Consider the following 12,926-nt stretch of genomic DNA (forward strand, 5'->3'; position numbering starts at 1 on the left):
GAAGGTGACCTTGGTGGCTTTATCGAAAAGGAAGCAAATCTCTCTCATGATGGCAATTGCTGGGTATATGATGATGCTTGTGCCTATGGTCATGCGCGCGTTTCTGACAATGCAAAAATACGTCATTATTCTCAAATCTGTGGTCAAGTCTATGGGGATTGTGAGGTCTATGGGAGGGCTTTCATCTCTCAATATGCAAATATTTATGACAATGCTTGTGTCTATGGCAATGCCCATGTTTATGGGAATGTGTATGGCAATGCCCATGTGAGTGGGGGCGCCTTTGTTCATGCTGATGCCCATATTTATGACCATGCTCATGTTTCTTATGATGCTGTGGTTTTTAGTTATGCAAGAGTTTATGGGCGTTCCAAGATTTCTGGCTTTGCTCGCATTCATAGCCATGCAAAAATTTATAATTATGCGGTTGTTAATGGGCGTGCCAAAATTTATGGCAAGGTCTATGGCAATGCTAGTGTTGGTGGCTCTTCTGAGGTCTATGGCTCTGTGTATGGCAATGCTAAGGTAACTGATTATACTAAGGTGTGGGGTAAGGTCTATGGCAATGCCAAATTAAACAAGCAAAGCAAAGTAAAGTTGGTACCAAAAAATTGCGAAGTTTATGAAAATGATCATATCGTAAAGATTGTTGATAAAACAGAATAAAGAGCGGCGTGGGGGACGTCTTTTTTGAGAGCTATAAACGCATCATAAAAGAGAGAATTCAAAAAGAAAGCCGTATCAAGTAATATGACGCGGCTTTCTAACCATCCACAATGGAGTGATAAATGCATATATACAAAACGTATCATATTGCAAGCGTTCTATTGTTTTTATGAAAACTTATCAAAAGGATCATAAATAATTGGGTATCATCTTGATAGCATTCATTTGAATGAGAGAAAATATAAACGCTTTATAGCTTTATCAAACCAATCAAAAGCAAATGTGTATTAAGTGAAATTGTCTATAACAAAACCCGTTTTTATATTTATGCGCGTTGGTTTTTAAAGCAGCCTTTCATAAGACAAATAAACAAACGTTTTTATAGAATTTAAGGGTTTCAAGATTTGCTCTGCTGTAAAATCTAGATCTTTGTTTTTCGTAAATGAAACGTTCTTAAGAGCAAATGATAACTAAGTTTATAGCTGTTATAAAACATCAGTTTCAAACGTTTAAACGTTCATTTAAAAAGGTTATCCATAAGCGTATTTTTACTTTTCATTAAAACCTAATTTCTTTAAAAATTAGCCGGCTCAAATTTGAGCTGGTTATCTTTAAAATAGAGATTCTTTAAACATTTCGCTTTTTTCTAAAAATTGAGTAAAACCCTATGCGTTTAGATTTTACAATGGTTTTGAATTTTGCTTGCTTATCTTAAAGAGCTGCCCCCAAATTTGGGGTCACTAAAATTACTCAATCCAAATTTGGATTGCCCCCATTTGGCTTCATATTTTTTAACGATGACTTTTAAAACGTTTGTTGCTCGCTTGCATACGTCATAAAAAGGCTTTTGATTTCATACCTGCTATTTCGCACCTTGGTAAAAAAATACCGCTGTTATAAAATCAATCTTGTCTCTAAATCTTTTTATGCAATCTTATAAATGAAAACCTATAAGCTTATGACAGTTTCAAACGATTACCCTCTTATAGGTAATAAAATATTGCTATAGCATTTTTAGATTTTACGCTTCTCAATTTTAAGAATCATAATCTCATACTTGATAATGCGATTACCAATCCAATCGTTAAAACAAGCTGTGATCTTTAAACGTATGTTATCGATCATTCCAAACGACTAAATTTAAAAACAATGCGATTTTTGAGTGATAAAAACGTATCATAAAATTTATGAACTGTTTAAATGGTAGCTGCTTTTCATTTCATTTGAATACACACATGCGTTATAATATTTACATCATGATTTGCTTTTTATGCTCTATTCATACGTGCCAATCTTTTATAGAAAATGGTCAAATGAATCATGCATAAAAGTATGGATTCTTAAGTGGATTCATATAAAATAATTACACGCAACATATTGACTTTATTGTATTTTTAGGTATTATACCTTTCCAAATAAGAGATCAACCCTTCCTTGCCATACTTATTGCCTGCCAATTCAGCGGCTTTAATAATTGCTTCTTTAAGAAGACGTGTATTCTTATTCGGTACCCCTTTGACACGCCCTTGCCCTGCTTTCGGTGGCATTCTTTTTGGCTGCGAAGTCAACTCTGTATTTTCTGTTGTCATCCAATATTTTCTCCAGATAACAAAAAACCCCGCAAACGCAGGGCTCTAAACAATCATATCATTATAAAAGGGGTTTAACGAGAAACGATCTACTGTAATTTTGGACGCAATTCGACCAGTACAGCGCAGCTATAAAACACCATTATTCACACTATGTCAACAAAAAAAATCATGATATTGTATCTTTTTTTATTTTCTTGCCTAAATCTAGTATCTTTAACAACCAACCACTCACAATTGTATCTTCTAAACGAATCAATTATATGGACGCACAAAGTTATTGATTAGCAAAAAGTGGGGGGAATTAATGTTATTTTTCAAAAAAGCTGCTTTATGCAGAATTAAAAAGAGATTTACACTAATTTTGTTTTTACCGTTCTTTGCTATAATTAGTCTTATAATACTTGCTTTTAATCCCTTCGGATTAGATGACCAACAAGTAGAAAAATTAGTCGTACCAATATTTGTAGCATTTGTATCGTATTTTTTGATACTAAGTGCATGTGCAAGAGAAGAAAAGCTAAGTTTAAAAGATGAAAATATTGACAGCGCATTTTATGAGCTCTTGTCCCTCCAATTCCAAACAGGATGCTATACAGCTATGGCAGCAGCCTTTGTATTTTATCCTGTATTAGGAATAGCATTTTTAGGAGTGTTAATTTTTATTGCTATAATACAAAATTTAGATGAAATTGTAGGGATCGTAGCGATTATAGCATTGATATTAATTTGTCTTATAGCGTTGATAGCGTTAATCAAATTTATTTGGAAAATTGTCTAACGATCAAAATATTTACTAAGCATTTTTCCTTAATCTTTAATATACACTTAAACTCCAGCCATAAAAGAAATAATGAATTATTTATCAGCAAAAAAAATAAGTTACTTATTCGTCATAGTAATCAGTGTGCTTTTTCTTTCTGATTACGCCAATAGTGAACTCCCTATTCATTATCAATCTGCTAATATTGAACAAAGTTTATATGAAAGAATTAAAGTTTTACAAAAGCAGTACGAAGCAGAAAAGATTTTATCAGATAGTGGAATTAATCAATATAACATTTCATTTTCCACTGTCTCTGATTATGAAAAACCTCGGAGGCGCATAACATTCGATGGTTTCATCACTATATTCTTCATTATAATAGGAATATTCATATTTATTAGTATAATGTCCATCATCATTAACTTACTTTGGCGTTTTAAATTGAAAATTCCTGCTTATTTCTTTTTATTAACAACTGCTCTAATTAGTTGCGCGGTATTACTCCTTTTAATCCTTGATTAAGAATCAAAGTATTTTATAAAAGATTTCCCTTAACCTTTATATATATTCTTTCTATGTCCAACAGCCAAAACTAACACGACAAGCTCTTTATCATAAAGATCACACAATATCCTGTAATCTCCACACGATACCTCCATAAACCTGATAATTGACCTCTTAAGGGCTTACCTATTGCACGCACATCCTCAAGAAAAGCAACCTGTTGATCTAAAAAATCAACAATCCGACGCGCTTCTTTTTTATCGCATTTTTTTAAAAAACTAAGAGCTTTTTTTTTCATATCTAATCGTCCAAGCCAAGCTCTTTCCTCACCTCTTCAGAGCTATAAAAAGTAGCCTCTCCCCTTCGAACGCGCTCTCTTACTTGTGAAGCTAAATAATAATCCTCTGCTTCCTCTATTCCACGTTCAATAATCTCACGCAAATAAAAAGACTTTGTACGTCCTGTCTTAGAAGCCAAATTATTCAAACGTGTTTCAAGATCACTTGGCAAACGAATAGATATTGTCATAACGCAATCCTCATATTTGTATTCACTGTAATACAAAAACAACGTATTGTACAGAAAAACGTTTCACGCCATGCCGCAAAAAAACTACGTGAGAAATGTTGCGAGCTTAGCAAGAACCTCGTTCATAACCATGGGGGGAACTGTTTCCATTTTCTTACCCTGACGCGCTCCAATATCAAGAGCACGTGGCTGGTCACAACGTATCACACCTGTTGTATGCAATCCTACTCCCATTAATGAGACAGCAAAACCTGCTGTTCTAGCAAAATTTCCTCCGCTTGTAATAGGTAAGACAATGGGTGTTTTCGTTACACGATTAAACGCTTCTGGTGATACAATCAGTACAGGACGCGTCCCTTTTTGTTCATAACCCGAAGTTGGATCAAGAGATACAAGCCAAATTTCGCCCCGCTTCATCACAAGAGCTCTCTACCAACAGGTTGAGCATCAAACCACTCTATATCCTCATCCGCAAAATCATCTGAAGGATTACATTGGGCTAATAATTCATCAAGAGTGTAACTTGGAAATGTTTGTGGCTTTACAATCAATTGTCCATTATCAACAGCCAAACCTACTTGTGTGTTTTCAGTAAGATGGAGAACATCAAGCAAGGCAGGTGGTATAGAAAGCATCACTGACCCTCCAACTTTACGTAATTTTGTTGTATGCATAAAACACCCTCTCTAAAATATTATATAAAAATATAACATCTTAAAAACTATTTCAAGAGCTTTTGATGCTTTTATAAAAATACTCGTAAAACATTTACCATTTCTTTTTTTGATCAAAATATTTCTGGAGAGCATTCAGAGCAATTCGCAATGAATTCACAAGATGTGGTAATGTTTGGTCTTCTATAACAATATATTGTATCGCTGCATAAAGATTATACTGTCTATAGAGATGTTGTGTTTCTTTTATCACCTCTTGCATATTAGAAAACTGTTCTGTTGCAAATTCAACCCATTTTTCTCTTGCTGTCTCATCAGAAGATGATGGTATTTCATCATACACAGCGCTTGGTAAACCTTTTGCACACGAATAGTCATTTTTTACTTCAAGATATTTTTGTGCAGCATCATACTGATCTTGAGTAAGCACCCCTTGTAAACATAACCGCCCAATATAAGTCCCAGAAAGCGGATTTTTAGCCTCTTCTATGGTCAAACAGAAGCGCTTTGCACGCATTTCAATTGCCAATTGATTAACAGGATCTTGACGTACTTTTACTTGTGAAATGTCAGCATCTTGCTTTCTCATACATCCCCTCATCTATGGAACTTACATTTTTTCTTTTTGCTATTTAAATCAAAATGGCATGCTGTCATGCGCAGATATGCCATAATCATCAGCACCTGAAGCGATAGCATAACTTTGAGAAGTGACAGATGAAGAAGTGGATGGCTCTTTCTTGGCATCAAGTAAATGCAATTCGCCTTTATATTGTGACAAGACAATCTCTGTTGTGTAACGGTCATGCCCACTTTTATCTTGCCATTTACGGGTTTGTAATTTGCCTTCTACGTAAACTTTTGAACCTTTGTTTAAGTATTGAAGAGCGATTTTTGCCAAATGTGGATTAAAAATCACTACGGAATGCCATTCTGTTTTCTCTACTTTTTGATGAGTATTTTTATCTGTATAGCTTTCAGAAGTTGCCAACCGAAAATTGACCACCTCAGCTCCAGAAATCATTGTTTTGCTTTCGGGGTCATCCCCTAAATAGCCAATGAGTATCACTTTATTCAACATGTTTGTAAGTTCCATTCGATTTGCATTTTATATACGTAAAACCCTATCATAATTTGTTTGTTTTTTCAATTATTTCAAAAGGATATTATTTTTTATTAACATATAACATTATGTTCCACATAACAAATTAATAAATAATCGATTGACATAAGTGTATGGTGTATCGTATCAAGTAGCAAAGGGTAATATTATGGCAATCGTTAGTTTTAAGCATAAAGGGTTGAAGTTATTTTTCGAAAAAGGAATTTGTAAAGGAATACAACCTGCACATGCTAAAAAACTAGCTAACATTTTGGTAATTTTAGATACGATATCTGCTCCTGAACAAATGACGATTAGATCCTATCGTCTCCATGAGCTTACAGGCGATTTAAAAGGCTATTGGTCAATGCGTGTTAATGCAAATTGGCGTGTTACTTTTCGCTTTATCGGAACAGATGTTGAACTTGTTGATTATCAAGACTACCATTAATTTTTGAGGTGTTATCATGATGTACAATCCCCCACACCCTGGTGGTATTTTGAAAGAAGAATTGCTTGATGAATTAGGCTTAACAGTAACAGAGGCTGCAAATCATCTTGGTGTTGCACGTTTAACTTTATCACGTGTTTTAAACTGTCATGCTGCAATTAGTATTAACCTTGCTTTACGCTTAGAAAAGGCTGGTTTAAATGATGCGGAATTTTGGCTTAAATTACAACAAAAACATGATCTGTGGCAAGCACGGCATAATAATCCCATACCGGATATTTCGTCTTTAGAGCAAGTAAGCCTCCTTAGCAATTAAGACTTGGCTTGACCGATTTTTCGCTTAAAATACATCAAATGGCTTTTGATAATTTTTTGATTTTCTTGTTGATTTCATCAATGAGCGGTTCGTAATTGAGAACGCTTTTAGGTAAGTTGCCACCATAAACCCATGCTTTTACTTGTGCCTTGGTACTGAAATCCGCATTCTTTGGTATGGTGTAATACTGACCGCCATCAAATTTTTCACACTCTCTCCTGCCATCTTCATATTCGTAGAGGTTGTAAAAATACTCTGCTGCTCCATCTCCCCATGGAACATATCCAACAGCCGTTGCCACAAACTTTTTTTGCATGGGCTGTTTACGGTTTATTAAAGATAAATGTTTTAAAATTGGCATTCTTTAATCCTAACTTTACCAATTGGTCCATTTGCCTCAAATTTGATCATACAGAGCGTTTTATATTGCAGATGTGGATTTCATCATAAAATCTTTAAATCGCTCTGTACGGTGCCATTTTATTGATTTAAACGCATATCTATTCCCAAAATGATCAGCACTTTTCACTATTTTGCTGTTTTAAGCCGCTTTTGAATTGTTATGATGCTCTTCATCGGGCTTACCTATCCTCGTGAATGAAATGCGTTTACCACCCAATGCCTTGTTACGAGTATTTTCAATGGCTATAAAAACTTTCTCAGCAGCTCCAAAAAGCCCGCTTTCTAAATCACGGCAATACTGCACAAGATCAGCACATGAAGGGACAAAGGTTGTTGACATGCCTTTGGCTTCTCCACGTATAAGATTTTTAACAGCCTGCAACAAAGCCCAGAGTGAAATGCCGTTAAGAGCAGCGATATAAGCCTTTGCACGTGCTTGTGCATTGGAAACTTTTTGCATTGTCAAACCACCTTCAAGCACATCAAGAGCCTCTGCAATGTCTTCAACAGACGCTTTCAAGGTAAGTAAGTTTTGGACTGTCTGATAGGTTGTGAAAGCTTGTTCCTCTAGAGCTGGTGTCAATTTCACGCCACTGATCAAGGTCCATGGATACTCCCTTGTGACGTATTGCGCCATCTGTTGTGCAATGTTTTGAAGCGGATTCACTAAATCCTGCGTCACGGATAAGGTTACGGATTGCCTCTCCGGTACCACCACGAGTTTTTTGATCTTTTGAAAAGTTTCCATTGTTTCCACCATTATTGTTTGTGTTTTTTGTTTTTTCTAAATCATCAATCGCCTTGCGTACCCAGTTACGCCATGTTGCTTTCCAATCGGTTTTGCGTGCGTCCTTGCCTGCTTTGGCTTTCCAAAAATCTCGAAACTTTGCGATCTCGATTTTGATACGCTCTGGAGGCAAGCCCTCTGCAAGTGCAAAATCATAATCGGGTTCAAAATCCGCAGGCAATCGACAACCTCGATCAGTGTTAACCTGCTTGGCTTTTTTCGGAACGTTTTCTTGCTCGTGAAGGGGAGGTTGGGTTTCTGATGATGTTGCGTTTTGTTCTGATTGGCTTTGGAGGGTATCAACCTCTGTTGGTTCTTCAACCAAATCGTTTGTTTCTAAATTTTCAGAATTAATTTCTTTTTTTGCTAAAACGATAGTTTTAGTTTTTTTATATATATTATTCTTATTCTTTATAGCTTGATTTTGCTTAACGTTTGCTTCAGCAAAAAAAACGTTTTGCTTGTCATTTGCTTCAGTAAAATTGTTAACATGTTGTTTTATTGCGTTTTTTGCTTGCGCACCTTTTTTACCAGCTTCACTACGAACTTGTGATATGTGGTCTTTTTTATCAGCAAAATCTTTTAGCTCTTCTTCAACGCGCGTATTCCATAACCCACTATCTGTCTCAATAAGTTTATCATTCTTCATGAGATATTCGACAATAGCTGCAAATTTTTTCTGCGAACAATGACAAATGCGTGCAAGTGTTTGAAAGTCTGTTTTAAGTGGTTCTTGTTTTTCATACATGCAAACGAGAAGGGTTATATAAACCCCCCGTTGTTCAGATGTCATTCCATTTGTACCACTTATCCAGTCATACAAATGGAATCTTATCCATGGCATTGTATTAGACATGCGCACCCCCTTCTTTCTTTAAATATAAAATTGCTAAAGCATCTGCTTCATTATCATCTTTAGGCGCGTGCCCTTTTGCACGCATTGCCTGTATCATTTCTTCTTTTGAAGCATTACCCTTCCCCGTTGTCGCTTTCTTAATCGTACCAACTGGAATGCCTTCATACGGTATCTGATGATGTTCACACCAAGCCGTTAAAGTTGCTAGAAAGCCACCGTAAACATGCGCTGCATCAGTCCCCACATGCCGGCGTACTTCTTCAAAATACACCGCGTCAATGCCATCTGCTGTCTGCTTTATGTCTGTAAGCCATCTCTTAAAGCGTAAATAACGCATCCCACCGCCTTCAAAACGGCGTGATTGAAAATGTTCTGTATCGCTTGTTATGTGACCATCAGCACCACATATAGCCCAGCCAGTCTTGCTACCTAGATCAAGACAGAGAATGATTTGTGCATGCGTGATCATAATCCCCCCTTAAGGCTGTTGCGTATTTATCTGCACGCCATGATGACATGCATAGTGATTAAGCTTTTAAAAATTGTGCTGCTGGTGCTCGTTATTATCTGTAGGATTGGCTGTATTAAACTTCTCCATTAGATGGCGCATATCTTTTTTAGATTTTGTCATTAGATGAGTACCCCTATGGTATTTATTCGCATAATTATGAAGAAACCAATCTAATGTAACCCAAGATAGGCCTTTGGATTTAGACACTTGGATAATTATGTTCCAATATTTTGGAGAAATACTATTGCGGTCACGCATTTTACGCGCAGCTTCATAGCTACATCCGATTTCTTCAGCAAATCGGCGTATAGATCCCCAAGATTCAATCAAATTTTTGACACAAAAATTATTAACCATGGTAATAATAGTACATTACGTACAATTTTAAATCAAGGTAAAATAGTACACAATGAATGAAAAAAATAGTGGATAATGTACGAATGACTTATTTGCCAAAAGATAGACTTAAAATAGCACGTAAAAACGCTGGATATGCAACACCAAGCGAGGCGGCACGCGCTATACCAGCTCTTAATCAAAATACTCTTATTAGTCACGAAAATGGAAATCGTCCTGTTTCGCGCCAAAAAGCCGAGCTCTATGGACAAGTATTTAATGTAGATCCTGGATGGATTTTATATGGCGAATCTCCTCAAGAAAATCCTAGCCTCAATATAAATATTCCTCTTATTTCATGGATCAGTGCTGGAGAATTGAGTGAGCAAGATGGGATAATGGATTTTTCAGATTATCCTATGACAGAAGCTGTTAACCTTCCTGCTGGTGAATGGATTGCGTTACGTGTAGATGGTGCATCTATGAATAAAATTAGCCCTCCAGACTCTATAATATTTGTAAATATGCAAGATAAAAAGCTTGTGCCTAATGCCTGCTATGTAATTGCAGATGAATCTGGCCGAGCAACATATAAACGATACAGACCCAATGATAATCCTCCTTTTCAGCCTGCTTCATACGATAAAACAATAAAAGCCCCAAAACTTGAAGGTGCTATCTCTATAATAGGTCGTGTACGACGTACTATTCTTGATATGTAAGCAGTACAGCTTTCTGTTTACGTTATTAATTAGATACTATCAACGGCTTATGGCGGGGTATTGATTCTCAAGATACGTACTGATTCGCCATTTTTTTATTTTTTAAAAAAAATAGTACAATTTGTACTTGACTATGTATCGTTCATAATGTACTAATATATCCATAAATTAACACAAGCAATTGCCAAGAGGCGTTGGGGAGGGGAAATTATGGAAAAGCCAATTCTTATAAATTCTAATGAAATTTTATTAGTTACCTACGATGATGATCAAAACATTGCAGAGTCTGGACCGCTTGATGCAAGCCAAATTCTAAGCATTGTTGATGAGGGATATGATGCTATCCAAATCTTTCGCATAAATCCTTCTGAAAAGAGTTGTGAAGATATCTCTGAAGAAATCGCTGAATTCTATGTAAACGAAAACAGAGAGCACCTTAATGAGGACTCTAAGATTCATAGCTTTATTCGCGAAAGTGAAGCTTTCAATCAACTTTTAGATGACTTAGCTAAAGAAGAATACATTGATAAAGTCTACGGCACTTATGAAGAGCAGAACCGTTTACGCCCTTCTGATGTCCTTCCTAACTATCCAAATTACTCAATATACTCAAAGCGCCTCTCATAGCGCATCCTTTTGCAAAAAATTACAACAAACCAATGCCGTTCTTTTCAAGAGCGGCGAAGGGGGAGTCTAACTTAAAGGAAATAAATCATGGAAAAAAAATACGAACTCACTGATGAGACAATCAAAATTAATGGAAGAACACTTCACCGAATTAGAGCATTAAGAGACTTTGGAGATATTAAGACTGGTGATATAGGCGGTTATATAGAAAAAGAAGACAACCTATCCCATAAAGGTGAATGTTGGGTTGGAAATAGTGCCAAAGTTTTTGACAATGCTGAAGTCTGTGACAATGCACTAATCAACGATAGTGCATTAGCGTATGATAATGCAAAAATCTCCAATGATGCTAAAATTAGTGATGGTGCACGCGTTTTTCAAAATGCACGCGTTTCTGGTAATGCCCATATTCAAGTTCTTGCAAAAATTTATGGGAACGCAAAAATCTGCAATAACGCAAATATTTCTGATAATGCCAAAATATACCATGATGCACAGATTGATGGTAGCGCAATAATTTCAAAAAATGCAGAAATTTTTGACGATGCTTACGTTTTTGAATTTGCATGTATTTCAGATGACGCACGTGTTTTTGGAAAAGCTAAAGTTTATGGCTTTGCGCGCGTTCACCAAGGCGGACATGTTTCTGAAAAAGCTAAGGTTGGCGGCTGCGCAGAGGTCTCTGGTAATGCCCGTGTTTTTGGTGGTTCTATTGTTTGTGATAGTGCCAAAGTAACCGGAGATACAAAAGTATCCGGAAATGACACCGTTTTAAGGTAGGGCGATAATCATGTATAGCTATGAAATTAAACCTACTTGGTGTGTACAGACAGTTGTGAAAAGTGCTCAAAACCTCGGAGAACTTTGTATTACTATCTCTGGATATGAAGATGACCCCTATGTAGATACCATAATTCCTAAAGACGTCATGAAGGACCTTTTAGGTGAAAATAATTTTAAGAAAATGATATCAAATCACACACCTAAATGTACATATTCATCGTACGTAGGCAAAGCATTTAGATGTACTGGACTTGAAATAGAACGATTTTCTAATGCTAAAGAAAAAATCTTTATTGCACTTAAGTCTAATGATGGACGTAGATTTATATTAATATTAGAAGTTGATGACATCATACCGCCTCTGAAATTCAATTTTTAACAACCAAACAAAACAACTTTTAACACATGCGTGATTCACGCCACGGGTGAGTTGCGCTTTAAATGGAGGAAATCAAGATGAATGAACAAAGTACCACACAAACGGAATTAATGGAAAAAACAAAAGCTTGTAAAACCAACTCTACAGCTATGGAACTTATTTTAGAAAGAGCTTTACAAAGTGATGTTGATCTGGAGCGTCTCAAGAGTCTTCTCGAATTGCGAGAAAAGGAGATAAAACGACAAGAGCGCCAAAACTTTGTCCATGATCTTTCCACTATGCAAATGGAATATAAAGAAATACAAAAAAACGCTACAAACACCCATACAAATAGCCAATATGCTAAGCTTGATCAGTACATTGATGTCGTAAAGGTTACTCTCTCAAAATACCGTTTTGCTTTGTTTTCTCGTATCAAAGAACAGGATTCAAATGGCATAACCATGGAAATGACTTTAAAGCATATATCGGGACATGAAATATCAACACAAGGAACATTTCCCTTTGACGCTACAGGGAGCAAAAACAGCATACAAGCGGTTGGCTCCACTATCACCTACGCACGCAGATATCTCTTAGGCATGCTTCTTAATGTCGCAAGCAAAGAAGACGATACAGATGGAAACCCGCCTATTAAAAAGGCTTTTCCGCAGCAAATCAATGAAATCAGAAGACTCATAGTGCAAACCCAATCAAAAGAAGCAAAGGTACTTAATTATGTTAAAGTCAAAAATCTTACTGATATGTCTGAGGGACAAGCCCAAATCGTTTTGCATCTTTTGAAAGATAAACAAAACAAACAAAAGGCTCCAAAAGAACAATCTCTTCCACAACAAGAGCAAACAGATGCCTCTATACAAGATGCCGAATATATTCATATCCAAGATATTGAATATGCACCAAAACAGCAAGAAAAGGCGGTGTGAA

At 36.2% G+C, this 12,926-nt stretch carries 20 protein-coding genes and 1 pseudogene; 10 read left to right on the forward strand and 11 right to left on the reverse strand.

All coding sequences use genetic code 11. The features are described from left to right. Window positions 1–666, forward strand: a 666-nt coding sequence (locus PVV64_RS04830) for a hypothetical protein (protein ID WP_273760007.1), incomplete at its 5' end; no start/stop codon positions are given. 1,406 nt (window positions 667–2,072) lie between these two features. Here the strand turns inward: PVV64_RS04830 and PVV64_RS04835 are convergent. Next, window positions 2,073–2,255: pseudogene (locus PVV64_RS04835) on the reverse strand (hypothetical protein); the annotation flags it as partial. A 307-nt stretch (window positions 2,256–2,562) separates the two neighbouring features. On the opposite strand from PVV64_RS04835, the gene PVV64_RS04840 reads away from it, so the two are divergent. Both PVV64_RS04840 and PVV64_RS04845 read left to right on the forward strand, forming a co-directional pair. Continuing rightward, window positions 2,563–3,036, forward strand: coding sequence for a hypothetical protein (locus tag PVV64_RS04840; RefSeq protein ID WP_273760008.1), 474 nt, complete (start codon window positions 2,563–2,565; stop codon window positions 3,034–3,036). A gap of 72 nt (window positions 3,037–3,108) precedes the next feature. Then, window positions 3,109–3,543: a hypothetical protein gene (locus PVV64_RS04845; protein ID WP_273760009.1), complete on the forward strand. Its 435-nt coding sequence runs from the start codon at window positions 3,109–3,111 to the stop codon at window positions 3,541–3,543. A gap of 70 nt (window positions 3,544–3,613) precedes the next feature. Here PVV64_RS04845 and PVV64_RS10505 read toward each other — a convergent pair whose 3' ends face one another. The 6 genes from PVV64_RS10505 to ssb form a co-directional block, all read right to left on the reverse strand. Next, a complete protein-coding gene (locus PVV64_RS10505) occupies window positions 3,614–3,823 on the reverse strand; it encodes a type II toxin-antitoxin system RelE/ParE family toxin (protein WP_273760010.1) in 210 nt (69 codons plus the stop codon). Between the two features lie 2 nt (window positions 3,824–3,825). Next, window positions 3,826–4,053 carry a DUF6290 family protein gene (locus PVV64_RS04855; RefSeq protein ID WP_273722081.1) on the reverse strand — a complete coding sequence of 76 codons (228 nt, stop codon included), beginning with the start codon at window positions 4,051–4,053 and terminating at the stop codon, window positions 3,826–3,828. 84 nt (window positions 4,054–4,137) lie between these two features. Beyond that, on the reverse strand, window positions 4,138–4,470 hold the full coding sequence (locus PVV64_RS04860; RefSeq protein ID WP_208441671.1) for a type II toxin-antitoxin system PemK/MazF family toxin: 333 nt from the start codon (window positions 4,468–4,470) through the stop codon (window positions 4,138–4,140). Then, a complete protein-coding gene (locus PVV64_RS04865) occupies window positions 4,470–4,727 on the reverse strand; it encodes an AbrB/MazE/SpoVT family DNA-binding domain-containing protein (RefSeq protein ID WP_273754509.1) in 258 nt (85 codons plus the stop codon). Before PVV64_RS04865 ends, PVV64_RS04860 begins: the two co-directional genes overlap by 1 nt. Before the next feature lie 94 nt (window positions 4,728–4,821). Continuing rightward, window positions 4,822–5,316: a hypothetical protein gene (locus tag PVV64_RS04870; protein WP_273760011.1), complete on the reverse strand. Its 495-nt coding sequence runs from the start codon at window positions 5,314–5,316 to the stop codon at window positions 4,822–4,824. 48 nt (window positions 5,317–5,364) lie between these two features. Beyond that, window positions 5,365–5,808 carry a single-stranded DNA-binding protein gene (ssb, locus tag PVV64_RS04875; protein ID WP_273760012.1) on the reverse strand — a complete coding sequence of 148 codons (444 nt, stop codon included), beginning with the start codon at window positions 5,806–5,808 and terminating at the stop codon, window positions 5,365–5,367. Between the two features lie 190 nt (window positions 5,809–5,998). Between ssb and PVV64_RS04880 the strand changes: the two genes are divergently transcribed. Then, on the forward strand, window positions 5,999–6,280 hold the full coding sequence (locus PVV64_RS04880) for a type II toxin-antitoxin system RelE/ParE family toxin (protein WP_273719271.1): 282 nt from the start codon (window positions 5,999–6,001) through the stop codon (window positions 6,278–6,280). A 16-nt stretch (window positions 6,281–6,296) separates the two neighbouring features. Further along, window positions 6,297–6,596 (forward strand): HigA family addiction module antitoxin, encoded by a 300-nt coding sequence (locus PVV64_RS04885; RefSeq protein ID WP_273719272.1) that lies wholly within the window; start codon window positions 6,297–6,299, stop codon window positions 6,594–6,596. Window positions 6,597–6,630: 34 nt separating this feature from the next. Here the strand turns inward: PVV64_RS04885 and PVV64_RS04890 are convergent, their stop codons facing one another. From PVV64_RS04890 to PVV64_RS04905, 4 genes are all read right to left on the reverse strand, one after another. Then, window positions 6,631–6,957, reverse strand: coding sequence for a hypothetical protein (locus tag PVV64_RS04890; RefSeq protein WP_273760013.1), 327 nt, complete (start codon window positions 6,955–6,957; stop codon window positions 6,631–6,633). Between the two features lie 180 nt (window positions 6,958–7,137). After that, entirely contained in the window at window positions 7,138–7,518 is a 381-nt protein-coding gene (locus PVV64_RS04895) for a hypothetical protein (protein ID WP_273760014.1), read from the reverse strand. Further along, window positions 7,502–8,641, reverse strand: a complete 1,140-nt coding sequence (locus tag PVV64_RS04900; protein ID WP_273760015.1) for a YdaU family protein — start codon at window positions 8,639–8,641, stop codon at window positions 7,502–7,504. The genes PVV64_RS04895 and PVV64_RS04900 overlap by 17 nt, the downstream gene beginning before the upstream one ends. Further along, window positions 8,634–9,110 carry a crossover junction endodeoxyribonuclease RuvC gene (locus PVV64_RS04905; protein WP_273760016.1) on the reverse strand — a complete coding sequence of 159 codons (477 nt, stop codon included), beginning with the start codon at window positions 9,108–9,110 and terminating at the stop codon, window positions 8,634–8,636. The genes PVV64_RS04900 and PVV64_RS04905 overlap by 8 nt, the downstream gene beginning before the upstream one ends. A gap of 482 nt (window positions 9,111–9,592) precedes the next feature. On the opposite strand from PVV64_RS04905, the gene PVV64_RS04910 reads away from it, so the two are divergent. The 5 genes from PVV64_RS04910 to PVV64_RS04930 all read left to right on the forward strand — a co-directional run bounded on the left by PVV64_RS04910 (window position 9,593) and on the right by PVV64_RS04930 (window position 12,925). Next, window positions 9,593–10,210, forward strand: coding sequence for a S24 family peptidase (locus tag PVV64_RS04910; RefSeq protein ID WP_273721907.1), 618 nt, complete (start codon window positions 9,593–9,595; stop codon window positions 10,208–10,210). Between the two features lie 210 nt (window positions 10,211–10,420). Then, window positions 10,421–10,837, forward strand: a complete 417-nt coding sequence (locus tag PVV64_RS04915; RefSeq protein ID WP_273760017.1) for a hypothetical protein — start codon at window positions 10,421–10,423, stop codon at window positions 10,835–10,837. Between the two features lie 87 nt (window positions 10,838–10,924). Then, window positions 10,925–11,617, forward strand: a complete 693-nt coding sequence (locus PVV64_RS04920; protein WP_273760019.1) for a hypothetical protein — start codon at window positions 10,925–10,927, stop codon at window positions 11,615–11,617. Between the two features lie 10 nt (window positions 11,618–11,627). After that, window positions 11,628–11,999 (forward strand): hypothetical protein, encoded by a 372-nt coding sequence (locus PVV64_RS04925; protein ID WP_273760020.1) that lies wholly within the window; start codon window positions 11,628–11,630, stop codon window positions 11,997–11,999. A 77-nt stretch (window positions 12,000–12,076) separates the two neighbouring features. Then, window positions 12,077–12,925: an ERF family protein gene (locus PVV64_RS04930; protein ID WP_273760021.1), complete on the forward strand. Its 849-nt coding sequence runs from the start codon at window positions 12,077–12,079 to the stop codon at window positions 12,923–12,925. Window position 12,926 lies beyond the last annotated feature (1 nt).

It is taken from the genome of Bartonella sp. ML70XJBT.G (assembly GCF_028618575.1).
GTDB lineage: Bacteria > Pseudomonadota > Alphaproteobacteria > Rhizobiales > Rhizobiaceae > Bartonella.